This is a genomic window from Mycobacteroides sp. H001 (assembly GCF_001440005.1).
GTDB classification, from domain to species: Bacteria; Actinomycetota; Actinomycetes; order Mycobacteriales; family Mycobacteriaceae; genus Mycobacterium; species Mycobacterium gwanakae.
Map to the genome: position 1 here is coordinate 96,369 of NZ_LJYH01000043.1, position 24,546 is coordinate 120,914.

General features: G+C 64.4%; 23 protein-coding genes. 6 read left to right on the plus strand and 17 right to left on the minus strand.

Annotated elements, in window-relative coordinates:
* Positions 1 to 118 precede the first annotated feature (118 nt).
* A complete protein-coding gene (locus AOT83_RS21270; RefSeq protein WP_057964432.1) occupies positions 119 to 2,068 on the plus strand; it encodes an acyl-CoA dehydrogenase in 1,950 nt (649 codons plus the stop codon).
* Here the strand turns inward: AOT83_RS21270 and lpqB are convergent.
* Genes lpqB through AOT83_RS21290 form a run of 4 tightly spaced genes read right to left on the minus strand, consistent with a single transcriptional unit; the run spans position 2,065 to position 7,816 of the window.
* Positions 2,065 to 3,816 (minus strand): MtrAB system accessory lipoprotein LpqB, encoded by a 1,752-nt coding sequence (lpqB, locus tag AOT83_RS21275; RefSeq protein ID WP_057964433.1) that lies wholly within the window; start codon positions 3,814 to 3,816, stop codon positions 2,065 to 2,067. The two genes, AOT83_RS21270 and lpqB, sit on opposite strands and share 4 nt — an antisense overlap.
* Complete coding sequence (gene mtrB, locus AOT83_RS21280; protein ID WP_057964434.1) at positions 3,816 to 5,543, minus strand: MtrAB system histidine kinase MtrB; 1,728 nt, start codon at positions 5,541 to 5,543, stop codon at positions 3,816 to 3,818. The genes lpqB and mtrB overlap by 1 nt, the downstream gene beginning before the upstream one ends.
* On the minus strand, positions 5,540 to 6,226 hold the full coding sequence (gene mtrA, locus AOT83_RS21285; protein ID WP_014850711.1) for a two-component system response regulator MtrA: 687 nt from the start codon (positions 6,224 to 6,226) through the stop codon (positions 5,540 to 5,542). The genes mtrB and mtrA overlap by 4 nt, the downstream gene beginning before the upstream one ends.
* Positions 6,227 to 6,283: 57 nt before the next feature.
* The gene (locus AOT83_RS21290) at positions 6,284 to 7,816 is read right to left on the minus strand and encodes an AMP-binding protein (RefSeq protein ID WP_057964508.1); all 1,533 of its coding nucleotides are present in this window, start codon (positions 7,814 to 7,816) and stop codon (positions 6,284 to 6,286) included.
* A 285-nt stretch (positions 7,817 to 8,101) separates the two neighbouring features.
* Here AOT83_RS21290 and AOT83_RS21295 point away from each other — a divergent pair, with 285 nt between their 5' ends.
* The gene (locus tag AOT83_RS21295) at positions 8,102 to 8,824 is read left to right on the plus strand and encodes an MgtC/SapB family protein (RefSeq protein WP_030096911.1); all 723 of its coding nucleotides are present in this window, start codon (positions 8,102 to 8,104) and stop codon (positions 8,822 to 8,824) included.
* A 67-nt stretch (positions 8,825 to 8,891) separates the two neighbouring features.
* Here the strand turns inward: AOT83_RS21295 and AOT83_RS21300 are convergent, their stop codons facing one another.
* From AOT83_RS21300 to AOT83_RS21355, 12 genes are all read right to left on the minus strand, one after another.
* Positions 8,892 to 9,530, minus strand: coding sequence for a dTMP kinase (locus AOT83_RS21300; RefSeq protein WP_057964435.1), 639 nt, complete (start codon positions 9,528 to 9,530; stop codon positions 8,892 to 8,894).
* Positions 9,531 to 9,598: 68 nt separating this feature from the next.
* Positions 9,599 to 11,059 carry an adenosylhomocysteinase gene (gene ahcY, locus AOT83_RS21305; RefSeq protein ID WP_030096909.1) on the minus strand — a complete coding sequence of 487 codons (1,461 nt, stop codon included), beginning with the start codon at positions 11,057 to 11,059 and terminating at the stop codon, positions 9,599 to 9,601.
* A 131-nt stretch (positions 11,060 to 11,190) separates the two neighbouring features.
* Positions 11,191 to 11,811, minus strand: coding sequence for a TetR family transcriptional regulator (locus tag AOT83_RS21310; RefSeq protein WP_075908230.1), 621 nt, complete (start codon positions 11,809 to 11,811; stop codon positions 11,191 to 11,193).
* A 50-nt stretch (positions 11,812 to 11,861) separates the two neighbouring features.
* Complete coding sequence (locus AOT83_RS21315) at positions 11,862 to 12,050, minus strand: rubredoxin (protein ID WP_030096907.1); 189 nt, start codon at positions 12,048 to 12,050, stop codon at positions 11,862 to 11,864.
* Positions 12,047 to 12,223, minus strand: coding sequence for a rubredoxin (locus AOT83_RS21320; RefSeq protein ID WP_057964437.1), 177 nt, complete (start codon positions 12,221 to 12,223; stop codon positions 12,047 to 12,049). Before AOT83_RS21320 ends, AOT83_RS21315 begins: the two co-directional genes overlap by 4 nt.
* A 1-nt stretch (position 12,224) precedes the next feature.
* A complete protein-coding gene (locus AOT83_RS21325; protein WP_057964438.1) occupies positions 12,225 to 13,454 on the minus strand; it encodes an alkane 1-monooxygenase in 1,230 nt (409 codons plus the stop codon).
* Positions 13,455 to 13,614: 160 nt separating this feature from the next.
* The gene (locus AOT83_RS21330) at positions 13,615 to 15,090 is read right to left on the minus strand and encodes an amino acid permease (protein ID WP_030096904.1); all 1,476 of its coding nucleotides are present in this window, start codon (positions 15,088 to 15,090) and stop codon (positions 13,615 to 13,617) included.
* A 53-nt stretch (positions 15,091 to 15,143) separates the two neighbouring features.
* The gene (locus AOT83_RS21335) at positions 15,144 to 16,067 is read right to left on the minus strand and encodes a cation diffusion facilitator family transporter (RefSeq protein WP_030096903.1); all 924 of its coding nucleotides are present in this window, start codon (positions 16,065 to 16,067) and stop codon (positions 15,144 to 15,146) included.
* A gap of 42 nt (positions 16,068 to 16,109) precedes the next feature.
* Positions 16,110 to 17,327 carry a mannose-6-phosphate isomerase, class I gene (gene manA, locus AOT83_RS21340; RefSeq protein ID WP_057964439.1) on the minus strand — a complete coding sequence of 406 codons (1,218 nt, stop codon included), beginning with the start codon at positions 17,325 to 17,327 and terminating at the stop codon, positions 16,110 to 16,112.
* Positions 17,324 to 18,391, minus strand: coding sequence for a hypothetical protein (locus tag AOT83_RS21345; protein ID WP_030096901.1), 1,068 nt, complete (start codon positions 18,389 to 18,391; stop codon positions 17,324 to 17,326). Before AOT83_RS21345 ends, manA begins: the two co-directional genes overlap by 4 nt.
* Positions 18,391 to 19,791 (minus strand): phosphomannomutase/phosphoglucomutase, encoded by a 1,401-nt coding sequence (locus AOT83_RS21350; protein WP_057964440.1) that lies wholly within the window; start codon positions 19,789 to 19,791, stop codon positions 18,391 to 18,393. Before AOT83_RS21350 ends, AOT83_RS21345 begins: the two co-directional genes overlap by 1 nt.
* A 142-nt stretch (positions 19,792 to 19,933) precedes the next feature.
* The gene (locus tag AOT83_RS21355) at positions 19,934 to 20,344 is read right to left on the minus strand and encodes a DUF3499 domain-containing protein (RefSeq protein WP_075908115.1); all 411 of its coding nucleotides are present in this window, start codon (positions 20,342 to 20,344) and stop codon (positions 19,934 to 19,936) included.
* A 152-nt stretch (positions 20,345 to 20,496) separates the two neighbouring features.
* Here AOT83_RS21355 and AOT83_RS21360 point away from each other — a divergent pair, with 152 nt between their 5' ends.
* The gene (locus tag AOT83_RS21360) at positions 20,497 to 20,997 is read left to right on the plus strand and encodes a metallopeptidase family protein (protein ID WP_064409395.1); all 501 of its coding nucleotides are present in this window, start codon (positions 20,497 to 20,499) and stop codon (positions 20,995 to 20,997) included.
* A 20-nt stretch (positions 20,998 to 21,017) separates the two neighbouring features.
* Here the strand turns inward: AOT83_RS21360 and AOT83_RS21365 are convergent, their stop codons facing one another.
* On the minus strand, positions 21,018 to 21,272 hold the full coding sequence (locus AOT83_RS21365; protein WP_030096897.1) for a WhiB family transcriptional regulator: 255 nt from the start codon (positions 21,270 to 21,272) through the stop codon (positions 21,018 to 21,020).
* 379 nt (positions 21,273 to 21,651) lie between these two features.
* Here AOT83_RS21365 and cofD point away from each other — a divergent pair, with 379 nt between their 5' ends.
* The 3 genes from cofD to AOT83_RS21380 are packed head-to-tail and all read left to right on the plus strand — an operon-like array spanning position 21,652 to position 24,544.
* Positions 21,652 to 22,620: a 2-phospho-L-lactate transferase gene (cofD, locus tag AOT83_RS21370; protein WP_057964509.1), complete on the plus strand. Its 969-nt coding sequence runs from the start codon at positions 21,652 to 21,654 to the stop codon at positions 22,618 to 22,620.
* Positions 22,617 to 23,993, plus strand: a complete 1,377-nt coding sequence (locus AOT83_RS21375; protein WP_057964441.1) for a coenzyme F420-0:L-glutamate ligase — start codon at positions 22,617 to 22,619, stop codon at positions 23,991 to 23,993. The genes cofD and AOT83_RS21375 overlap by 4 nt, the downstream gene beginning before the upstream one ends.
* On the plus strand, positions 23,993 to 24,544 hold the full coding sequence (locus AOT83_RS21380; RefSeq protein WP_030096894.1) for an NUDIX hydrolase: 552 nt from the start codon (positions 23,993 to 23,995) through the stop codon (positions 24,542 to 24,544). The genes AOT83_RS21375 and AOT83_RS21380 overlap by 1 nt, the downstream gene beginning before the upstream one ends.
* The last annotated feature ends 2 nt before the right edge of the window (positions 24,545 to 24,546 follow it).

The window sequence follows — 24,546 nt, forward strand, 5'->3', positions numbered from 1 at the left end:
CTCCTTTCACACAGCCTTAATAGACCACTGGTTGGTATGTTAGACCACTGGTCGGTATAAGCAAATGGTTTGCCCTAGAACGCCAAGCCGACGGATCGACCTGACTAGGCTCGGGCATATGGAGACCCGGACAGCACCTGCCGATCCCGAAGTCCTCACCTCGAATCTGCGCTTTGCGCTCGACGGCCGATTCGGCCCGATACGTGATGCCGCTCGTGAGTACCTGAACCGCGCCGATCTGCTACCCGACCCCTCACTGACACTCGAGGAGGCGCGGACGCGATCGCTGCGCATCATGCGCGAGCTGGTTCCACATGGCTTGCCACACGCGGGGTTCCGCAAGGAACACGGCGGCACCGGCGACGTCGGAGCCGCGATCGTCGGCATCGAGATGCTCGGCTATGCCGATCTGTCCCTCATGGTCAAGGCCGGCGTGCAATGGGGCTTGTTCGGCGGTGCCATCGAAAACCTCGGCACCGCAACCCATCACAAGCAATACGTGGTCCCGCTGATCAATCTGGACGTACTCGGATGTTTCGGCATGACCGAGACCGGCCATGGTTCCAATGTTCAGGCCCTGCAGACCGTCGCCACCTACGACAGCCAGACCGGTGACTTCGTTCTGAACTCGGAGGGCTCGCTGGCACGTAAGGACTACATTGGCGGCGCTGCGGAGCACGCTACTGTGGCAGCGGTTTTCGCTCAGCTCGTCACCGGCGGGCCCGGCGAGGAGGCATCCGGCCGGGGAGTGCATTGCTTCGTGGTACCCATCCGGGATGAGGCGGGCAATGATCTACCCGGCATCACCACCAGCGACTGCGGATACAAGGGCGGCCTCGCCGGGGTCGACAACGGGCGCATTGTGTTCGACAACGTGCGGGTGCCTCGCGCCAACCTGCTCAACAAATATGCGGACGTCGGCGCCGACGGCTCCTACACCTCGCCCATCGAGAATGAGAACAAGCGATTCTTCACCATGCTGGGCACACTCATCCGCGGACGAGTCAGCGTCGCCGCCACCTCCGGTGCGGCGGCGCGCAAGGCGCTGACCATCGCCTCGCGATATGCCCTGGTACGCAAGCAGTTTGACACACCGGACAGCGACGACGAGGTGATCATCGCCGACTATCTGGTGCATCAGCGCAAGCTATTGCCCCTGATCGCCCGGTCGTACGCACTGGCGTTCGCGCAGAACGAGCTCACCGAGGAACTGCACGAGGTGCAGACCGCCGACGAGGTGGACGCGGACCGGCAGCGCCAGCTGGAAAGTGCCGCAGCGGGTTTGAAGGCGATGACCAGCTGGCACGCCCAGAACACCATCACCGTGTGCCGCGAGGCGTGTGGCGGGGCCGGTTACCTCGATGCAAACCAGCTCACCATTCTGCGCCGCGATATCGACGTGTTCACCACCTTCGAAGGCGATAACACCGTGCTCACCCAGCTGGTGGCCAAGGAACTCCTGTCGGCCTACGCCGAGGATGTGCGTGGTCTCAATGCTGTGGGCTGGACCCGGTTTATCGCAGGCATGGCCCGCGACGTGATCCTGGAACGCTCTGCGGCCCGGCAGGTCATCCAGACCATCCTGGACTCTTCCGACGAGGACGTCGAGGAATCCGATTTGAGCAACAGGGGCACCCAGCTGCGGCTGCTGCGCAATCGCGAAGATCACCTGCTGCGCACTGCCGCCACCCGGATGCAGCGCGCCCAATCCGATGATGAGGACCCCTTCGAGGTCTTCAACTCCGCACAGGACCACATCCTCAAGGTGGGCTCGGCCCACACCGAGCGGGTGGTGCTGGAAGCCTTCATCGAGGCGATCGACAGCTGCGACAGCAAGTCGGCGCAGGAACTGCTGGAGAAGCTGTGCGATCTGTTTGTCTACAGCACACTCGAGGCGGACCTGTCCTGGTTCCTGATGCACCGGCATGTCTCGACCGAACGAGCGAAGGCCATCAGGCGCGGTGTCAATCAACTGTGCGAGGAGCTGCGCCCGCATCTGAGCACCCTGGTGGATGCTTTCGGAATTCCCGAGGCGCTGCTCGCCACGGAGATGATCCCCGACAACTAGCCCGTCAGCACCGGAATCGCTTGCGGCAGCATGAGCGGACGTACCTCGATCCATCGCACTTCGGGAGTGCCTAGTCCCGTCAGCTGCAGCACGCCCCGCGCATCGGCGAGGTAGATCGCCGCCGGCGAGGCAGCGATCGTCGAGACCGGTGTCAGGAGATTCTGGTCGTTCAGATCCGAGTTCACTCCGTCGAGGTTCACGTTCGCCACCGGATGTGAACCGTCGTTGCGCGCCACCGCAATGTCGTCGCCGGTGCGCCAGGCCAGCGACACCGCGGAGTTCCCGAGTCCGTAGCCCAACCGGCGCGGATGGGCCAGGGCGTAGTCGCCGCTGTCGGTCTGTATCACCGTCGCCAGGATCACCTGGCCATCGATGATCATCGCGGCGCGCGTGCCATCGCGGGATAGAGCCAATTCGCTGATGGGGCCCTTGTACTTCTCCGCCACCGCGGATGATTCGACGGGCAACACCGCCACCATCGACGTGGTGGCTTCCTGGATTATCCGGACCACTCGGCCGCCGTCGATCACCGTCCACACTGCATCGTCGAGCGCCCAGGTCGGGCGGGTCAGCGTCTTACCGCCGACCGCCTCGCTGCCGTTGGCGCCGTTGGCACCCACCCAGAGCGACATCTGCGGATCATCTCCGCCCTGCACCCGGATAACCGAGGCAATCTGACGCCCGCTGCGTGAGAGCGCAGCCGAAACCTGGTTTCCCACTTGGCCAAACGATCCGCGCACGGGCGCCGCGGCATCACGGTCGACCGTCACCATGGACCCGTTCAACAATCCGTAGAGGCCCACCCCCGCACCCTCCGATGCGCCGGGGTCGGTCGAGGCGACGTTCTGGGTGCTCCAGCCTTCCGCGAACTGCTCGTCGAGAGGAGCACCGTTGACCTGCAAGACGTACGGCCCGGCGATACCGGCCCGCGAGAGCGTCCAAATCACCTGCGCGGCAAGGAACTGGCGGGTCCGCTGATCGGGCGTGAGGTTGCCTTCCAGCTCCACGCGCACGCCGCCGTATCCGCGCCCCACGTCCACCCTGCTGCCGTCGACGCGGGTCAGCGGGCCGCGCAACCGCAGACCGCTCAGGTGGTTGCGCACCGCCCCAACCAGTTCCGGGCGCGGGCCGGACAGCAGCTTGTACACGAGCTCGGTGGCCAGCAGATCGGGATCGTTGACCGCCACATAGCGCGGATCGGGCACGACCGTACGACCCGCCGGGTCGGCGAAGTACACCGTGTACCGGCGATAGGTGGACTGAAACTGCCCCCAGTCAAGGAACACGCCATTGGGCAACGAATCGATCCGCCATTCGCCATTGGCCTTCACCAGCGTGAACTGGGGATCCTGAACATCACCCTGGTGCATCTCGAAGACCCCGATGTCGGACAGCGTGCCCAACTTGTTGGCGCGCACATTGATCGTCCATCGATCGACGCCGCGCTGGTCGGCGAATGACGGCGACTCGATCAGCACCGCATCGCCCGCGTCATCCCACGTCCGCGAACTGGATTCGGTGAGGAACTGGCGCGCCGCACGGTGCCTGTTCGAGGGGTCCGCGGTCGCCTTCAAGAATTCGCGCAGCACCGTCTCGGGTTCCATCCCCGGGGTGGGTGCCGGCATCCCTGGCGGTAATGGCCGTTGCACCGTGCCGATGGCCTGTGGCGAGGACGAGGTCGGCACTCCGGCACAGCCGGTGATACCGAGCGCCACCGCGGTCAGTACCGCGGCCACCCGGCGGCGCATCAGGACGACTCCCGCACGTTGTCGGCCTTGGCACCCGAGGTACGCATTGGTGTGGTCTCCTGCTCCCCCGGCTGGATGCCCCGTTCCCCTGGCTGAGTTCCCCGCGAAACCGGCCGGCGCGCACCAGCGCTCGGACGGCTGGTCGGGTTCAACGGAAGCGGGCTCGTGGTCACTTTATGCCCACGAACCAACGGCACCGTCAATCGGAAAAGCGCCCCGTTGCCCGGTTCTCCCCACGCCTCCAGGCGACCCTGATGCAACCGGGCGTCCTCGACGCTGATCGCCAACCCCAGCCCGGTGCCGCCCGAGTGACGCTTGCGCGATGGGTCGGCACGCCAGAATCGGTTGAACACCAGCTTTTCCTCACCGGGACGCAGTCCAACTCCGCGATCGCGCACGGTGACGGCGACGCTGTCGATATCGGCGGCCATCCGGATGGTGACGGGCTTGTGCTCGCTGTGGTCGATCGCGTTGGCGACAAGGTTGCGCAAAATCCGCTCCACCCGACGGGGATCCACCTCGGCGATGATCTCGCTGTCGGGCATGTCGAGCTCTACTTCGGTGTCCAGCTCGTCCGCCAGGTGCTTGACCGAAGCCACCACGGTCTTGACGGTGTCGCGCAGATCCACCTGCTCCACGGCGAGCTCGGCCACACCGGCGTCGTGCCGCGAGATTTCCAGCAGGTCACTCAGCAGCGTCTCGAACCGGTCGAGCTCGTTGACCATCAGTTCGGCGGAACGCTGCAGCGCCGGGTCGAGCTCCTCACGGTTGTCGTAGATGAGATCGGCCGCCATGCGCACCGTGGTCAACGGTGTACGCAGTTCGTGGCTGACGTCAGAGGTGAAGCGGCGCTGCAGGTTTCCGAACTCTTCCAGCTGGGTGATCTCCCGCGAGAGGCTTTCGGCCATGTCGTTGAAAGACACCGCGAGCCGTGCCATGTCGTCGACACCGCGCACCGGCATGCGTTCGGACAGATGTCCTTCGGCGAATCGCTCGGCAATGCGCGAGGCCGACCGCACCGGCAACACCACCTGGCGCGCGACCAGCAGCGCGGCGGCCGCCAGCAGCACCAGCAGCACCACACCGCCGGTGACGATGGTGCCGCGCACCAGCGAAATCGTGCTTTCCTCGTTCGACAGCGGGAAGACCAGGTACAGCTCGAGCGCGGTGACTTTCGACGTGGTCGGCGAGCCGATGACCAGAGCTTTCCCGGAGAAGCTCTCGGTGTGGACTGTCGAATACTGGTAACTGACCTGACCGGCCTTGACGAATTCGCGCAGCGGGCCGGGGATCTGAGTGGCGGGGCCAGCCGACGTCGCCTCGCGGGGACCGTCCCCGGGCACCAGCAGGACCGCGTCGAACGCTCCGGCGCCACCGCCTTCGGATCCCTTGCTGCCGTTCAGCAGCTGGTTACGGGCCAGCTCCAGGCTGCTCTGCAGCGACCGCGTCTCCTCGCCACCGACGTCATCGCTGACGATGACGCGAGCGCGTTCCATCTCTTCAGTCGCGACCCGAATCTTCGACTCCAGAATGCGACCGGTCACCTGGCTGGTGAGCACGAATCCCAGAATCAGGATGACCAGGGAGGACAGCGCCAAATTCGACACCACCACCCGCACCTGCAGGGAACGGCGCCAGGTGAACCCGACCGCTCGACTCAGCGTCTTCAGTCCGCGTACCAGTGGTGCCGATCGCCGCTGAATGCGCCGCTTCGAGCCGAAGATCACGGGGGTCCGGCCTTATATCCCACTCCTCGAACGGTCAACACCACGGTCGGATTCTCGGGATCCTTCTCGACCTTCGCCCGCAGCCGCTGCACGTGGACATTCACCAGCCGGGTATCGGCCGGGTGACGGTAGCCCCACACCTGTTCGAGCAGCACATCACGAGTAAACACCTGGCGCGGTTTGCGTGCCAGCGCCACCAGCAGGTCGAACTCCAGCGGGGTCAGGGAGATCTGCTCGCCCTCGCGCGTCACCTTGTGCGCGGGAACATCGATGTCGATGCCCGCGATGTTCAGCAGCTCGGCGGGTTCGTCGTCGTTGCGCCGCAACCGGGCACGAATACGTGCGACGAGCTCCTTGGGCTTGAACGGCTTCATGATGTAGTCGTCGGCACCCGACTCCAGGCCGAGCACCACATCAACGGTGTCGGTCTTGGCGGTCAGCATGACGATCGGCACACCGGAATCGGAACGCAGCACCCGGCATACGTCGATGCCATTCATCCCGGGCAGCATGAGATCCAACAGAACTAGATCGGGACGCAGCTCGCGGACTGCGGTGAGCGCCTGGGTACCGTCGCTCACCACCGCCGTCTCGAAGCCCTCCCCGCGCAACACGATGGTGAGCATCTCTGCCAATGACGCGTCATCGTCGACAACAAGGATCCTTTGCCTCATAGAGCCCATCGTGTCACTAGATCGTGACAAAACCGGGGTACCAAAGGGGCGAGTTGCGAACTAGTCTCACGCGAGCTGCTCGCGGATCCTGAACTTCTGAATCTTCCCGGTCGCGGTTCTGGGTAAGGAATCGACGAACTCGACGCGTTTGGGGCACTTGTATCCGGCCAGATGCTCCCGGCAGTGCGCGATGAGATCCGGCCCGGTCGGCGGATCTGTCCCCGGACCTGTCACCGAGATCACCACGACAGCGGTAACCAGTTCGCCCCACTTGTCGTCGGGCACTCCGACGACGGCAGCCTCACGGACCCCTGGATGAGATATCAGCGCGTCTTCCACTTCGATGGACGACACGTTCTCGCCGCCGGTAATGATGATGTCCTTCTTGCGGTCCGAGATGCTCAGGTACCCGTCGGACATCGATCCGCGATCACCGGTATGAAACCAATTGCCCGCCAACGCTTCCGTGGTCGCCTCCGGCTGATCCCAGTAGCCATCAAGATTCGTGTTCGACTGAGTGAGTACCTCACCGTCCTCGGCGATTGATACCCGCACACCTATCGCCGGGGCTCCCGCGCGACCCAGCATGCGAGCCTGCTGGTGGTCGTCGAGATCTGCCCACTCGGACCGAAAGCGATTCATCGTAATCAGCGGTGCAGTCTCGGTGAGCCCGTATATCTGGATGAACTCCCAGCCGAGTTCGGCACGCACGCGCTCGATGGTGCGCGTCGGGGGCGGCGCACCCGCGACGATTATCCGAACCCGGTCCCGGCCGGGGATGGGCCCCTGCCAACGGGCCGCCGCGTCCAGCACAGAATCGACGACCGTTGGCGCCGCGCACATCACGGTGACTCCATGCTCTGCGATACGCCGCAAGATCTCGTCACCGTCGACCTTGCGCAGCACGATGTGCCGGCCACCCATTCCGGTCGCCGCATACGGCCACCCCCACCCGTTGCAGTGGAACATCGGCAACGTGTGCAGCAGCACATCGTCGTCACGCAGGGTGGCATGCAACCCGAAAACGACTGCGTTGATCCAGATGTTGCGATGAGTGAGTTGCACACCTTTGGGCCGGCTCGTGGTTCCTGAGGTGTAATTCAAAGTGGCGGTGTCTGATTCGGTGCACGACCAGGGTCTCGGATCGGCGCGCTGCGGTGTACCGATTTCACCGAATATCGCGGCGTCATCCTCTCCCAGCACGAAGTTATGGGTGGCGCGCACGGTGTCGAGCAACCCACGCACCTCCGGGTCCACTATCAGTACCGAAGCCCGTGAGTGCTCGACGATGTACTCGATCTCAGCGGGAGCCAACCGAAAGTTGACGGGTACCAGGATGCGTCCCCACCCGGAAACCCCGAAGAACGAGGTGAGCAGTCGCGCACTGTTCTGCGAGACAATCGCGACCCGCTCCCCCGGTCCGATACCCAGACCGTCGAGTGCCGCGGCCTGCCCGCGCGCCCGCTCGGCAAGCTGCCGGTAGGTCACCGCTCCCCAGGAGGGCGCCGGTTGCACCGGCTCGTCGACAACCCCGACGCGGTCGGGATACACCAGCTCCGCGCGGTCCAGGAAATCTCGCACACTCAGATCGAAGAACACGCACCAATCCTGCCGTCCCGCCCCCAATGTGGCGTGGATATCCACGAAGCACGCGGACGCCTTGCCGGTCACCGCAGACGGGTGTTTAATGATGGCGCTTTGTTCAGCAGTGGTTCATGCGCGCTTTGCGCACACGCTTAGGAGGTGACGCGACTATGTCCGATAGTCAACCTCCGAGTATCCACAGCGCCTTCTAACGCACATCAGGGTCGCGCTCGAAGGCGCTCTTGTTGCACCACACCGTTGTGTGCACCTCGAAGCCACTGCAAGAGAACAGGACCCATCATGAGTCATTGGGATGTCATCATCCGCGTAGCCCTGGGATTTGGCCTGGGTTGCGTCATCGGGATCGAACGGCAGTGGCGCGCCAAAAATGCCGGCCTGCGCACCAACGCGCTGGTGTGCCTGGGTGCGACACTCTTCGTCATCATGGGCGGCTACAGCTTCCACGGCCCCGGCGCCGACCCGACTCGCGTTGCAGCACAGATTGTTTCGGGCATCGGTTTCCTCGGCGCCGGCGTGATCATGAAGCAGGGCGCAACCATCACCGGACTGAACACCGCCGCCACCATGTGGGCCACCGCCGCCGTGGGGGCACTGGCCGGCGGCGGGATGTACGACGTCGCGATAGTCGGCACCGCCGCCATCGTGCTGGCCAACGTGCTGTTGCGGCCGCTCGGACATCTGCTGGATCGCCAGCCTGCCATCGGCCGCGAAGCCCGGCCGGCCGCGTACCTGTTCGAGGTCACCACCACCGACGAAACCGAGGCGCACATCCGCGCACTCACCGTGCAGGCCGTCAGCAGGCCCGAATTCGCGCTGCAATCAGTGCGGTCCTATGACGTCGAAGACGGCAAGCATGTGCGCGTGGTGGCGAAGCTGAGCGCCGAAGAGCGCAACGACTCGCTGCTGGAGTCCGCGGTGAGCCGGTTATCCATGGAACCCGCCGTCTCCTCGGTGCGCTGGCATGTCGACCGCGAGGAAGAGGCCGAAGCCAGTGAATGGTGAGCCTCTACGGTGAAACCCGTCGAGTGTGAAGCCACGGCGGTAATTCGGCGAAATACCCGCCGAATCTTCACACTCGGCGCAGGAGCCTCTCGGCCAATGCATCCGGGTCGGCGCCGTCGGTGACCACCCATGGGCCACCCCAATTCCGTTGCGCCAAATCGGCATACGCCGCGGAGACCCGCGACTGCAGATCCGCATCACGCTCATAGGTATCGCGGGTGCGCGCGCTCTCCTGCTGCTCGCGGTGCCGCGCCCGCTGCTGAGCAAGCTCCGGGGAAACGTTCAAGAACACCTGCCGGTCGGGATGCGGCAGGCCAAAGCGTTGGTACTCAAGCTCATAGACCCAGCGCGCCATGTCGCCGCCGCCGTCCTGATGCAGCCGCGCCACGCCATAGGCAGCGTTGGACGCAACCCAGCGATCCAGTATCACCAGATCGTTCGCGGCGATCAGCTCGGCTATCTCACCGAGCGCACTGCGGCGGTCGAGGGCGAACAGCAGTCCCATCGCGTACGCGGAGGACACCACATCGCCGTGCCCGCCCTTGAGCGACTCCGCGGCGAGATCGGCATGCACCGAGCGTCCGTAGCGCGGAAAATCCAGCGTCGCAACGGATAACCCCTGCAATCCGCAGCGCTTCGTCAGCGCGGCGGTAAGCGTGCGCTTGCCCGCGCCGTCGACACCCTCGATCGCAATCAGCTGGCCCACGGCTGGTCAGCCTACGCAAAGGCCCCCGGCACCGGAGTGCAAGGGGCCTCTACGCGGATGAGCGGCGATCAGTAGCGGTAGTGCTCCGGCTTGTACGGGCCTTCCACGTCGACGCCGATGTACTCGGCCTGATCCTTGGTGAGCTTGGTCAGCGTGCCGCCGAGAGCCTCGACGTGAATGCGCGCCACCTTCTCGTCCAGGTGCTTGGCCAATCGGTAGACCTCGTTGTCGTACTCGTCGTTCTTGGTCCACAGCTCGATCTGCGCGATCACCTGGTTGGAGAAGCTGTTGCTCATCACGAACGACGGGTGTCCGGTGGCGTTACCCAGGTTGAGTAGACGCCCCTCGGACAGCACGATGATCGACTTGCCCGAGTCCCCGAAGGTCCACAGGTCGACCTGAGGCTTGATGTTGAGCCGCGTGGCGCCGGACTTCTCGAGGGCCGCCATGTCGATCTCGTTGTCGAAGTGGCCGATGTTGCCCAGGATCGCCTGGTCCTTCATGGCCTTCATGTGGTCCAGCAGGATGATGTCGTAGTTACCGGTCGCGGTTACCACGATGTCGGCATTGCCGATGGCCTGCTCGACGGTGACGACATCGAACCCGTCCATGAGCGCCTGCAGCGCGTTGATCGGGTCGATCTCGGTGACCTGCACACGAGCGCCTTGCCCCGCGAGGGACTCGGCGCAGCCCTTGCCGACGTCGCCGTAGCCACAGATCAGCACCTTCTTGCCACCGATGAGCACGTCGGTGCCGCGGTTGATGCCGTCGACCAGCGAGTGCCGGGTGCCGTACTTGTTGTCGAACTTGCTCTTGGTCACCGAGTCGTTGACGTTGATGGCCGGGAACGCCAGCTCGCCGGCAGCGGCGAACTGGTACAGGCGCAGCACGCCGGTGGTGGTCTCCTCGGTGACACCCTGGACCGACTCGGCGATCTTGGTCCACTTGTCCTTATCGGTTTCGAACCGCTCACGCAGCAGGTTCAGGAAGACCTTGTACTCGGCCGAGTCATTGTCGTCCGCCGGGGGCACCACGCCGGCCTGCTCGAACTGCGCGCCGCGCAGCACCAGCATGGTGGCGTCGCCGCCGTCGTCGAGGATCATGTTGGCCGGCTCGTTCGGCCAGGTGAGCATCTGCTCGGCGGCCCACCAGTACTCCTCCAGCGTCTCGCCCTTCCAGGCGAAGACCGGGGTGCCCTGAGGCTCCTCCGGGGTGCCGTGCGGGCCGACGACGATCGCCGCCGCCGCATGGTCCTGGGTGGAGAAGATGTTGCAAGAAGCCCAGCGCACCTCGGCACCCAGGGCCGTCAACGTCTCGATCAGCACCGCAGTCTGGATCGTCATGTGCAGCGAGCCCGAAATGCGAGCGCCCTTGAGCGGCAATACATCCGCGTATTCGCGACGCAGCGCCATGAGGCCGGGCATCTCATGCTCGGCGAGACGGATCTCCTTGCGGCCGAACTCGGCCTCGGAAAGATCGGCCACCTTGTAATCAATGCCGTTGCGTACGTCGGCCACCAGCTCGGTCATCGCCACCTCAATCGCGTCGCTTGAATAATTCCTGCATGTCAATCCAACTGACACACACGGGTCCGTCACCAGGTTAGCGCGTGTAAGCAACGGATAGTTAGATCAGGTAGCGAGATTTATGGATGCGCAGGTCACTGGGGGCCCGTCCCGCTTGTGGGGGCCTTGCCGGTGAGCGCGTTGGCCTCCACGAACGGGGACAGCAGGCGCGCCATATCGAGCGCCACATCATGATCCGATTCCGGCGGCATCGACACGTAACTAATCGCCAGCCGCACAATCGACCTCGCGAGGATGGACGCGTCTTCCTCACTGGCGGCCACCCAGCTGTTCGCAAACGACTCGGTGAGCCGCGCCGACGCCGGCAGCACGATCAACGCGCTGTCGACCGTCACGAGGCGCATGAGTTCGGGCTTGGCCTCCCCTGTCAACAACGAGATGACCATGGGGTCTGCGGCACTCTCGGCGAAGAAGGCCGCGAATCCCTGGTGCAACGCGCCATGGATATCACCGACGTTGGCGTAGATCGCGTCGTTGACGGAGTCGGCCAGACGCAAGGCCAGCCGCAGGGCGTATCCCTGAGCCAGCCCCTGCCGCGAACCGAATTCGTTGTACAGCGTCTGACGGCTGACTCCTGCCCGGCGGGCGACCGCCGACATGGTCACTGCCGACCAATCCTGATGACGCAGAAGGTCTCCGAGCGCATCAAGCACCGATTCGCGAAGCAGCGCCCGCGCGGCCTCGGCATACGGCACTCGTGGCGTCACACCGTGGAGCCTGGCAGGCGCGGTGTACTCGGTCAATGTCATGGCCGCGCGATCTCCACCATCACGAAGTCGGCCTTGGCGGCCCCGCAGTCCGGGCAGCTCCAATCCTCGGGGATGTCATCCCAGCGAGTGCCCGGCTCGATACCGTCCTCCGGCCAGCCCAGCGCCTCGTCGTACTGAAATCCGCACTGCATGCATTCGAACAACTTGTAGTCGTCGTCGCTCATGATTCCGCTCCTTGCAGGGCTTCAAAATCCACCTTCTCGCGCACTCCGCAGTCGGGGCAGCACCAGTCGTCGGGAACCTCCGACCACGCCGTCCCGGCCGGGAACCCCTCGCGAGGAGCGCCCATGCTCTCGTCGTACACGTACTGACATATGGGGCAACGGTACTGGGACATGTCAGGCCGCCTGTTCGGTTACGCCGTACTTGGCCAGAATCTTGGCGCGCTTACTGGGCTGGATGTTGACCTTGGTGATGTCACCGTCGTAGTGATCCAGCACCCGCTGATCCATCACCTTGCGCCACAGCGGCGGGAAGTAGGCCAGCGTCAGCATCGTGGCGTAGCCACTGGGCAGGTTCGGAGCACCGTCCATGCTGCGCAGAGTCTGATAGCGCCGGGTGGGGTTGGCGTGGTGATCGCTGTGCCGCTGCAGGTGGTACAGGAAGATGTTGGTCACCAGGTGATCGGAGTTCCAGCTGTGCTTGGGGGTGCAGCGCTCGTACCGCCCGCCGGCGACCTTCTGCCGCAGCAGCCCGTAGTGCTCCAGGTAGTTCACCGTCTCCAGGAAGGTGAAGCCGTAGATGGCCTGAATGATCAGGTACGGGATGACCGCGGTGCCGAAGATGGCGATGGTGACCCCGAACAACACCACCGTCATCAGCCAGGCGTTCACCACATCGTTGCTGGGGTGCAGCACGAAGCGGTTCAACCGCTTCATGCGGGTGGCCTCAAGATTCCACGAAGACTTCAGGCTGCCCCAGACGCTGCGCGGCCAGAAGCCCCAGAACGTCTCGCCGAATCGCGAGCTGGCCGGATCCTCAGGTGTCGCGACGCGCACATGGTGTCCGCGGTTGTGCTCGATATAGAAGTGGCCGTAGAACGTCTGCGCCAGTGTGATCTTCGAGAGCCAGCGCTCCAGCTCGTCTTTCTTGTGCCCCATCTCGTGGGCCGTGTTGATGCCGACGCCGCCGAGCACACCAATCGACAAGGCGATACCCAGCTTGGAGATCCAGCTGATGCCGTTGTCGAACCCGATCCAGCTCAGATCGGTGGCGGTGAAGTAGTAGGCCCCCAGGAAGAAGCTCGCGTACTGGAAGGGAATGAAGATGTACGTGCAATAGCGGTAGTACTTGTCGTTCTCCAGCGCCTCCATCACCTCATCGGGTGCGTTCTCGCCGTCGGCACCGAACCGCAGATCCAGCAGCGGCAGGATCACGTACACCAGCAGTGGGCCGATCCAGAAGAAGAACGGCGAGAACTGCTGCCATCCGAGCTGGTTCATCGCATAAACCAGCGCCGTCGCAATGAAGATCGCGGTGGGCGGGATCATCCCGTACAGCCACATGTGGCGCTTGCGGTCGCGCCACCGGACTGGCAGGTCATGGGCTGCATCAAGGTTTGACGTCATCGTCACTATCTCCTCGGTCTAAATCTGCGTGAGGTACGTCACCGAACAGATTTGACGATAGGACATGATTCGTCGCTTGTCTAGACAAATGAATAGGTTTTGTAAAGAGCCTGGTGGTGTGCGTCACCCACAAGGGACCTACGGAGAGATAGGGAGCGCGCTACTTCTCGACGGCTACCCGCAACCCCAGCACCGAGTGCCTGCGGCTATAAGCGAAGTAGACGATCACGCCGATGACCATCCAGGCCAGTGCGAACATCCAGGTGCGGACGGCGAGATTGAGCATCAACCACCCGCACGCCAGGATCGCGACCACGGGCAGCCACGGCACACCCGGTGTGCGGAAGCTCCGGGGCAAGTCGGGCCGGGAGCGCCGCAGCACGATGACGCCGGCCGACACCAGCACAAAGGCGAACAATGTCCCGACGTTGACGATCTCTTCCAGCCCCTCTATCGGGGTGAGAGACGCCGCTATCGCGACAAGAAAGCCCACGATGAGGGTGATGCGTATGGGTGTGCCATGCGATCCCGTCCGGGCGAGTTCGCGGGGCAGCAGTCCATCACGGCACATCGCGAAGATGACGCGGATCTGTCCGAGCATCAGCACCATCACCACCGTGGTCAGGCCGGCCAGCGCGCCGATGGCGATGACCTTGGCCGCCCAGTCGACACCGTTGAGGTGAAATGCCGTGGACAGATTCGGGTGCGAATCGGCCGCCCGCAGGTCGCTGTATTTAACCATGCCCGAGAGCACCACCGTGACCGCGACGTACAGAACGGTGACGATGACGAGCGAGGCGATGATGCCGCGCGGCACATCCTTTTGCGGGTTCCGCGTTTCCTCCGCGGTGGTGGCGACGACATCGAACCCGATGAACGCGAAGAACACGATCGAGGCGCCCGCCAGCACCCCGAACCAGCCGTACTGGCTTCCGGAGCCGCCGGCGATGAACGAAAACAGAGACTGATCCAAACCGGTCCTGCTGGAACTTCCCGCCTCCGCCGGTGGAACGAACGGTGTGTAGTTGGCCGCCTTGATGAAGAACGCGCCGACGATGATCACCAGCAGCACCACCAGGACCTTGACGGTCGTGATGACGAGGGACACCCGTGAAGACAGCTTGGTGCCGACGGCCAGCAGCACCGTCAACACCGAGACAATGAGCAGCGCGCCCCAGTCGATCTTGAGCGACCCGAGATGCACTGTGCCACTAGATAACCCAAATACCGTGCTCAGATAGCTCGACCAGCCCTTCGCGACGGTGGCCGCACCAACCGAGAACTCCAAGATGAGATCCCATCCCAGGATCCAGGCCGCGAACTCACCGAATGTCGCATAGGAGAACGTATAGGCGCTGCCTGCAACCGGAATGGTCGATGCAAACTCGGCGTAGCACATCGCGGCCAGGCCACACCCGATCGCAGCCATGATGAAGGACAGCGATATCGCCGGACCGGTGACATTGGCGGCCGTCGATGCCGTGACGGTGAAGATACCGGCTCCGATGACCACAGAGACCCCGAAAACGGTGAGATCCCACCACGTTAGGTCCCTACGGAGCTTCGTTTCCGGCTCGTCGGTATCCGCGATCGACTGTTCGACAGACTTGGTTCGCCACAATCCGCTACCTGGCATTACGGCAGTCTTGCACAACCCCCGTGCTCACCACTGTTGATCACACCGGCCGGCTAAGAATTGACGGCCGAACGATCCAGATCGGGCTCGAGATAGATCACCTGCGCGATCGGCACCGCCTCGCGCACCCGCCGCTCTGCGGCATCGATCGTGGCGGCAACCAACGGCAGATCCGCATCGGGCGCGATCGCGATCTTGGCCGCGACCAGAAGCTCCTCGGGACCCAGATACTGAGTACGGCAATGGATTACCCGCTCGACGTGATCGGTGCCGGTCAGCGCATCCAGGATCGCGCGCTCCTGTGTTGCGGTCGCACCTTCACCGATCAGCAGGCTCTTCATCTCGACCATCAAAACGATCGCGATGACACCCAGCAGCACACCGATCGCCATGGTGCCGATCCCATCCCACACGGGGTCGCCCGTGAGAATCGTCATGCCGACGCCGAACAGCGCGAAGGCCAGCCCCAGCAGAGCACCGGTGTCTTCGAGCAGCACGACGGGAAGCTCCGGGTTACGGGAGTTTCGGATGAACTGCCACCAGCTGGCTTTGCCCTTCAGCGGTTTGGATTCCACGAAGGCGGTGCGGAAGCTGTAGCCCTCCAAACCTATGGCCAACACCAGGATCACAATCGCGACAATGGGCGACTGCAGATGCTCGGGAGCGTGGATCTTGTGATAGCCCTCATAGAGGGCGAAGACCGAGCCGAGCGTGAACAGCACCAGCGCGACCACAAAAGAGTAGAAGAATCGGCTACGTCCATATCCGAACGGGTGCAGTCGATCTGCTTCCTTACTTGCGGCGCGCTGGCCGTAGAGCAGCAGCCCCTGGTTAGAGGTGTCCGCCACCGAGTGCACGGACTCGGCGAGCATCGACGAACTCCCGGTGATCAGGAACCCGACGAACTTGGCCGCCGCGATACCCGCGTTCGCCGCCAGCGCCGCGATGATCGCCCTCTTACTGCCGCCTGCCGACATCGACTCTCCTTCTGTTCCCGCTCGCACCGTCCTGCCGGACGGTCACGCGTCCGCGTCAACTGTTGCCATGAATACACGGGCATCGGACTGCCCGGTTAGCGTCACATCTCCGCCGTCGGCCGGTATCCACACCGACTGTCCGGCATGAACGTCAAGGTCCGGCCCCATACCGTCCAACCGCACGCTGCCCCGCGTGCACAGCACTATCCGCGGTCCTTTTACTTCCACCGGAACGCGTTCGCCGTCCACCAGATCGAATCGCGATAACGCGAACTCCCTGGCGGGCGTGAGGTACCGAGTCTGTGCACCGTCGGTGACGGTCTCAACATGCAGGTGTTTTTCGGCGGCGGGTGAAAAATCCAGCACCCGAAGCAATTCGGGTACATCGACGTGTTTGGGAGTAAGCCCGCCGCGCAGCACGTTGTCGGAATTGGCCATGATCTCGACGGCCAGACCACGCAGGTACGCATGCAGATTTCCGGCGGGCAGGTAGATCCCCTCCCCCGGTTCCAGCGTGAGCCGATTCAACAACAAGGAGGCAAGTACTCCGGCGTCCGCCGGATACCGCTCACCCAACTCCAGAAGCGTGCGCGCCTCACCAGCGAAACGCTCGTGGCCGGACGACAGATAACGCACGGCACCCTCGAGCACGGCAGGCACCAACAGATCCAGGCTGGGCTGCGGAAGGGTTATCCAGGTGGTGAACAGGGCGCGCAGCCCATCGGCATCGGATTGTCCGGCCAACAGATTCACATAGGGTGTCAGCTCGCCGACATCGAGCGCGCGAAAGAGTTCGACGGTGTCACCGGGGTCGCGAAAACCTGCCAGCGCCTCAAAACGATCCAGCGCCACAACCAGTTCGGGCTTGTGATTGCGGTCCCGATAATTGCGCACCGGGGAGTTGAGCGGGACACCCGCCGCCTCTTCCCGCGCGTATCCGTCTGCCGCCTGCCGCGCACTGGGGTGGGCTTGCAGGGACAGCGGCTCGTCCGCCGCCAGCACCTTGAGTAGGAAGGGCAATTGATCGCCGAACTCAGCCACCGACGCCGGACCCAACTGCCCTGCCGGATCTGCGGCCACCACATCGAGTAATGACTCTGCGCCACCACCGGTTTCCAGGTAGGCCGGATCGGCAGGGTGCGCACCCAGCCACAGTTCGGCTTCCGGATGCGGTGTCGGTGTGGGGCGTCCGGTGAACTCGGCGATCGCCGTCCGCGAGCCCCAGGCGTACGTCCTTATCGCCCCCCTGAGCAGATTCACAGCCCGGATCTCCCCCCGCCGAGCCGGGCGTACACCGAGGCCATTTCGAGTCGTGTCGCGAGCATCATCAGCTGCGCGAGCTCCGACGGTCGGGCCGCCACGTCACCAAGATCGGTGGTGCTGACCAGCTGCGCTTCATCGACACCATCGATCCGCGCCGCAACCGATTGGAAGTCGCTATCGGTGGCAAGGGCAAGTATCCGCGGTGGACCATCGCCGCGGGGACCGTCGATGAACTCGTCGTGGAACAGTGAGCTCTCACCAGAGCTCCTGCTCGACAACGCATCCCGCATCGCGGCCAACGCTTGCGGAAGGCCGCACGCGGTAGCGGTGCGCTGCGTCAGCCGCAACAGCGTTGCCGCCGCATGTTGCGCGAGCGCCACGGTGACCGATCGATCCCCGCAGAACACCGCGGGTCCACCGGTCAATCGCGTCGCGATCACCTTGGCGGCGTTGGTGAAGATTTCCCGGCCTACGGTGTTCCGGGACACCTCGCCATCCACTTCATCGGCGATCGCCATAACGTCGGGCACGATGGCCCTGTCGAGCACCCCCAGCACTGCCGCCCCAACAGCGAGGTTGTGAGCAAGACTGAATGTGTCGGGCACCCGCAACCGGGGCGCCAGTGAAATCGCCCGGCCAGCACCGGAATCCGCCAAGGGACCCTCATCGGGTGCGGCGATGACCACCCGGGCACCCCGACGGGTACCCATCGATACCGCAGCAGTGAGGGCAGGATCACCGGCATCGTCACCAGCCACCACCATGACATCGAGTGGGCCCACCCACACCGGAGCCCGGGTGGCGGTAACGAACGGAAGACTCGCGGTATCCGACAGCGCCCCAGCCAGAACCGCTCCCGCCGTTGCGGCGGTGCCGCGGCCCGCGACCCACACGAGCGCGCGCGACCGGTCCTCCACGTGAAGCGGGTCCAGGGCACCCTCGGCGATGGCTGTACCAACCGCCCGAACCTGCGAGCCGGCCATCGAAGCGGCCTGCAGCGAACCATCGCGGTCGGCCGCCAACAGCGCCTCGGCGTCGTCCAGATCGATGGTTGCCTTCATCAGGTCGCGGCCTCGGTGCGGTCGACCAACTCGGTGACGCGCGCGACCACACCCGCCACATCTTCGTCGGTGCGAGCCTCGACGTTGAGGCGCAGCAGTGGCTCGGTGTTGGACGTGCGCAGGTTGAACCACGTTCCGGTACCGATGTCGACGGTGACGCCGTCGAGATGGTCGATCGAAACTATCTGTGTGCCAAACGACTTCAACACCTCGTCGATACATGCCTTGGCATTCGAGACGCGGAAGTTGATCTCGCCGGAGGATGCGTACCGCTCGTAATCAGACATGAGATCTGAGAGCGGCCGGTCCTGCTCGCCCAGGGCTGCCAGCACGTGCAGTGCCGCCAGCATTCCGGAGTCGGCACCCCAGAAGTCCCGGAAGTAGTAGTGCGCGGAATGCTCACCGCCGAAGATCGCGCCCGTCTCAGCCATCAGTGCCTTGATGAACGAGTGGCCGACGCGAGAGCGCACCGGTGTTCCGCCGTGCTCGACGACAAGCTCGGGGACGGCACGCGAGGTGATCAGATTGTGGATGATGGTGCCGCCGATTTCCCGCTCCAGCTCTCGACGCGCCACCAAAGCGGTTACCGCGGAAGGAGATACGGCCCGTCCGCGCTCATCGACGACGAAGCACCGGTCAGCGTCGCCATCGAAGGCGAGGCCGATGTCAGCACCCTCGGCCACCACGAAGGCCTGCAGATCGCGCAGGTTCTCGGGGTCGAGCGGGTTGGCTTCGTGGTTGGGGAAGTTGCCGTCCAACTCGAAGTACAACGGCGCGAGCGCAATCGATGGAATCGCACCCAGCACCGCCGGTGTCGTGTGTCCGGCCATACCGTTACCCGCATCCACAGCCACCCGAAGGGGGCGTGCCCCGCTCAGCTGAACCAGTGACCGCAGGAACTCGCCGTACTCGGCGAGAACATCACGTTCGGTGATCGTGCCCGCCGCACCGTCGTGCGCGGGCACCCCGTTGATCAGCTCCTCGCTGATGATGGCCAGGCCGGTGTCCCTGCCCACCGGCTTGGCACCGGCGCGGCACAGCTTGATTCCGTTGTACGCGGCCGGGTTGTGGCTGGCGGTGAACATGGCTCCCGGGCAATCCAACAGCCCCGAAGCGAAGTACAGCTGATCTGTGGATGCCAGTCCGATCTGCACGACATCGACGCCCTGAGCGGTGACACCCTCGGTGAACGCCTGAGCCAGCGGAGGCGACGAGTCGCGCATGTCGCGGCCCACCACGATCCGCAATGGCGCGCCGGCGTCGGCCTGCTCTGCCTTGACCAGTCGCGCGAACGAAGAACCCACGTCGAACACGAAGGACTCGTCGATCTGCTCGCCCAAGAGGCCACGAACGTCGTACGCCTTGATGACTGCGTGGACAGCGTCGGCGGACCGGGCCATGACGAGAGCACTCCTATTGATCTGTCGAGCGAGGGACGTTAGGTGTCGCTGGCCAGCCTAGTGGTCGGCGAGTGCCCAACGTGAACGTCCGGCGAGAGGGTACAGAATGTCACCGGGCCAAGCCGAAAGCACCTGATCAGAACTACTCTGCCGGATCCGGCAGAACCCGCAGATGTCCGCGGCGCCGCCCGACGGGAGCCGGATGCACGGGCCGGGGAGCAGCCGAGGTGGCAGGCCCTCCCATATCGAGTGCGGGCTCGCTGAATCCCGCCGCGGCCATCCGCACTCCGGTGGGTTCCCGAACCGCATCGGCCAGGGCAACCAAGTCGTCATCCTCGGGATTCGACGGCAGGGGGCCGTTGTACCGGACCAGCTCCCAGCCACGGGGCGCGGTGATCCGGCTCGCGTGCTGCGCGCACAGATCCCACGAATGCGGCTCGCTGGACGTGGCCAGCGGCCCAACCACGGCCGTCGAGTCCGCATAGACGAACGTCAACGTCGCCACGGCGGAACTCGGGCACCCGGGTCGACAGCAGCGACGGGGGGCTCTCACAAACGTTGAGGCTAGCGTGCGCAAACACGTTCCGACCCGCAGACACGCGCTGTGAACCCACTGAGACCCTCCGGTGATCAGGCAGAGACCCCGGGGTGATCGGCTCGTTGTGATTCGTCAGCCACAGCAGTCACACCGTTACCATTTCCCGTATGGCACGTGACGGACGGCGCGGCGGCTCGGCGAGCGGATCGAGCTCGCAGGGCTCCAGAAGGGGGCGCGATTTTCGTGGCCCGCTCTTGCCGCCGACCGTTCCCGGCTGGCGCTCACGCGCCGAGCGCTTCGATATGGCGGTGCTGGAGGCCTATGAACCCATCGAGCGGGCGTGGCAGTCGCGGCTGGAGGGTCTCGATGTCGCGGTGGACGAGATTCCGCGCATCCAACCCAAGGATCCCGAGTCGGTGCAATGGCCGCCGGAGGTGATCGCCGACGGACCGATCCCGCTGGCAAGGCTTATTCCCGCCGGCGTGGACACCCGGGGTAACACCACCCGGGCGCGAATTGTCCTATTCCGCAAGCCGATCGAATTACGCGCGAAGAAATCTGGGGATTTGTCGGATCTCCTGCACGATCTGCTGGTGGCGCAGGTTGCCACCCACCTGGGGGTGGAACCATCGGTGATCGACCCGACCATCACCGATGAGGGCGACTAACCGCCCGATCGAACGCGGAGTTAGATGATGCCCCGCTTCAGGCGGCGGCGCTCACGCTCGGACAACCCGCCCCAAATACCGAACCGCTCGTCGTTGGCCAGTGCGTATTCAAGGCACTCGTCCTTGACTTCGCAGCCCTGGCAGATGCGCTTGGCCTCGCGAGTCGACCCGCCCTTCTCAGGGAAGAACGCCTCGGGATCGGTCTGTGCGCACAGCGCCTTCTCTTGCCACTGATCATCAGCGACACCAATCAGCGCATCAAAATCGTTCTGCACCAACGTCAGATGCGGACGTGCGGGCGGCAAGCCCGTCGCACCCGTGCCGACGCCGGAACTCAGCTCGTCGTGTGCGCCAAATTCATTGTGCCCGAACAGCATCGTCCCGCCTCCTCACCATTCCCACTTGCAGTCGTCGTGCCCGGTTTCGTGCCACATTGTCGTTTTCCCGGCCATTCCATTCGAACATCTGATCGAATCCCGGTCTGCGCCTGCAACTTCCAAACCCAGCCCGAGGAATGACACTGGTGTGATTACACACGTGTTCGCTGCCGGGGTCAAGCGAAGGACGAAAATTCATACCATCTACGACCGACAAAATCGGCGTGGCGCCCTCGTGGCGTGTCGCATCATTGCCGGCGCACTAGTGTCGGTCAGCGTGAAACTCACCGTCCTCGTCGGCGGCGTCGGCGGAGCGCGCTTCCTGCTCGGCGTCCAACGCTTGCTCGGATCGGACTCCAGCAAGCATCAGATAAACGCCATCGTGAACATTGGCGACGACGCCTGGATGCATGGCGTCAGGATCTGCCCTGACCTGGACACCTGCATGTACACCCTGGGCGGAGGGGTGGATCCGGAACGCGGCTGGGGACACCGGGGCGAAACGTGGAACGCCATGGAGGAACTGGCGGCCTACGGCGCCCAGCCCGACTGGTTCTCGCTCGGCGACAGGGACCTGGCCACTCACCTGATACGCAGTCAAATGCTGCGAGCCGGTTACCCGCTATCAGCGGTCACCGAAGCGTTATGCAATCGATGGCAGCCCGGAGTCCGCCTGTTACCCGCCAGCGACGACCGCTGCGAGACCCACGTGGTGATCACCGACCCCGCCGATGGGGAGCAGCGCGCCATCCACTTCCAACAGTGGTGGGTGCAGCACCGAGCACAGGTACCGACCCACAATTTCGCGTTCGTCGGCACGGACGAAGCAAAGGCCGGCCCGGGCGTTGCCGAAGCCATCGCCGAGGCAGATGCCGTCTTGCTGGCTCCCTCCAATCCGGTGGTGAGCATCGGGGCCGTCCTGGCGGTCGGCGGAGTTCGCGGGGCGCTCCGCACAACCACCGCTCCGGTCATCGGGTACTCGCCAATCGTGTCCGGTAAGCCACTCCGCGGAATGGCCGACGAATGTTTGCGCGTGATCGGTGTCGAGGTGAGCTCACAAGGTGTCGGGGAACACTTCGGCGCCCGCTCACAGACCGGCATCCTGGACGGCTGGCTGGTCGACGAGGGTGACGCCGCTCACATTGCGGGAGTTCAGGTACGGTCGATTCCGCTGCTCATGACCGACCCGGACGCGACGGCGGCGATGGTGCGTGCGGGACTCGACCTGGCCGGAGTTACCCTATGACCTCATCTGCGGATTCCCCTGCACCGGAACATGGTTCGGCGGCTCCGGTGGAGATTCTACCCATTGCGGACTTGCCGGAATTCCGCCCCGGCGACGATGTCGCCAAGACCATCGCCGAGGCGGCACCATGGATCCGGGACGGCGATGTGATCGTGATCACCAGCAAGATCATCTCCAAGGCCGAGGGCCGCATCGTCGCGGCGCCTACCGATCCCGAAGCGCGGGACACCTTGCGGCGCAAACTGATCGACTCCGAGTCGGTCCGGGTGCTGGCCCGCAAGGGAAAGACACTGATCACCGAGAACACCATCGGCATCGTGCAGGCCGCCGCCGGAATCGACGCGTCCAATGTCGATACCGCCGAACTCGTACTGCTCCCCACCGACCCCGATGGCAGCGCCGCGGCGGTGCGGGCAGCACTGTCGCGACAGCTGGGCGTGAACGTAGCGGTGGTGATCACCGACACCATGGGACGGGCCTGGCGCAATGGCCAGACCGATGCCGCCATCGGTTCTTCCGGCATCCCCGTCCTGTATGGCTACGCCGGCGCAAAGGACAAGCACGGCAACGAACTTCAGGTGACAGAGGTGGCCATCGTCGACGAGATCGCCGCCGCCGCCGACCTTGTCAAGGGCAAGCTCACCGATGTACCAGTTGCGGTGGTGCGGGGCCTGTCGGTGCCCGACGACGGCAGCGTGGCCCGCGACCTCCAGCGCTCGGGCCCCGACGATTTGTTCTGGCTCGGCACCGCGGAAGCGCTGGAGCAGGGGCGCCGCGATGCAGTGCTGGTGCGCCGCTCTATCCGTCAATTCGCTGATATCGCAGTAGATTCCGATCTATTACGCGAAGCCATCGGCGAGGCGTTGACGGCGCCCGCTCCGCATCACACCCATCCGGTGAGATTCGTATGGGTACGGGATCTGGCGACACGGCGCGCACTGCTGGATGCCATGAAACAGGCATGGGCCGTGGATCTCAGCGGAGACGGACGCACCCCGGAATCCGTCGAGAAACGGGTGGCCCGCGGACAGATCCTCTACGACGCGCCCGAAATCGTGATTCCGTTCCTGGTCCCCGACGGTGTCCACGACTACCCGGACGAGCGCCGCAACGCGGCCGAACACACCATGTTCACCGTCGCGGTGGGCGCGGCGGTGCAGGCACTGTTGGTGGCGCTGGCGGCGCGGGGCGTGGGGAGCTGCTGGATCGGGTCCACCATCTTCGCCGCCGATGTCGTCCGCAGGCAGCTCGAGCTGGATGCCTCATGGGAACCGATGGGGGCCATCGCCATCGGATATCCGCACGGATACCCCGAGGAGACACTGGAACCCCGCACTCCCCTTCCTGCCGGCCAGATGCTGGTTGAGCTCTGATGAGCCGCATCTCGGGTCTGCAAGCTTCCGCCGTCGAGCTGCTCTCCGCATGGGAAACGCCCGATGCCGAGCAGGACAGCCTGCGGCACTCCGTTCTGGCCTTTCTCGACGCCAATCCGGACGCCTGCCGTCGCCGCAGCGCCGCAGGCCATATCACCGCCTCGGCGCTGGTGGTCAACCACGACGGGTCGCAGGCTCTGCTGACCCTGCACCCGCGCGTGGGTAAGTGGCTTCAGCTGGGCGGCCACTGCGAAGAGGAGGACGCCACGATCCGGGCCGCCGCGCTGCGTGAAGCCACCGAGGAATCCGGGATAGCGGACCTCACTCTTGAGCCGAATCTGCTTGGCATACATGTACATCCGATCACATGCTCGCTGGGTGTGCCGACTCGCCATCTCGATCTGCAGTTCCTGGCGCGTGCGCCGGAGGGCGCCCAGATCACCGTCAGCGACGAATCACTGGACCTGCGCTGGTGGCCCATCGACCAGATTCCAGCCGAAGATCCCTCGGTGGTCGTGTTGGCCGAGCGGGCCCGCGCCAGACTGCGCTGAAA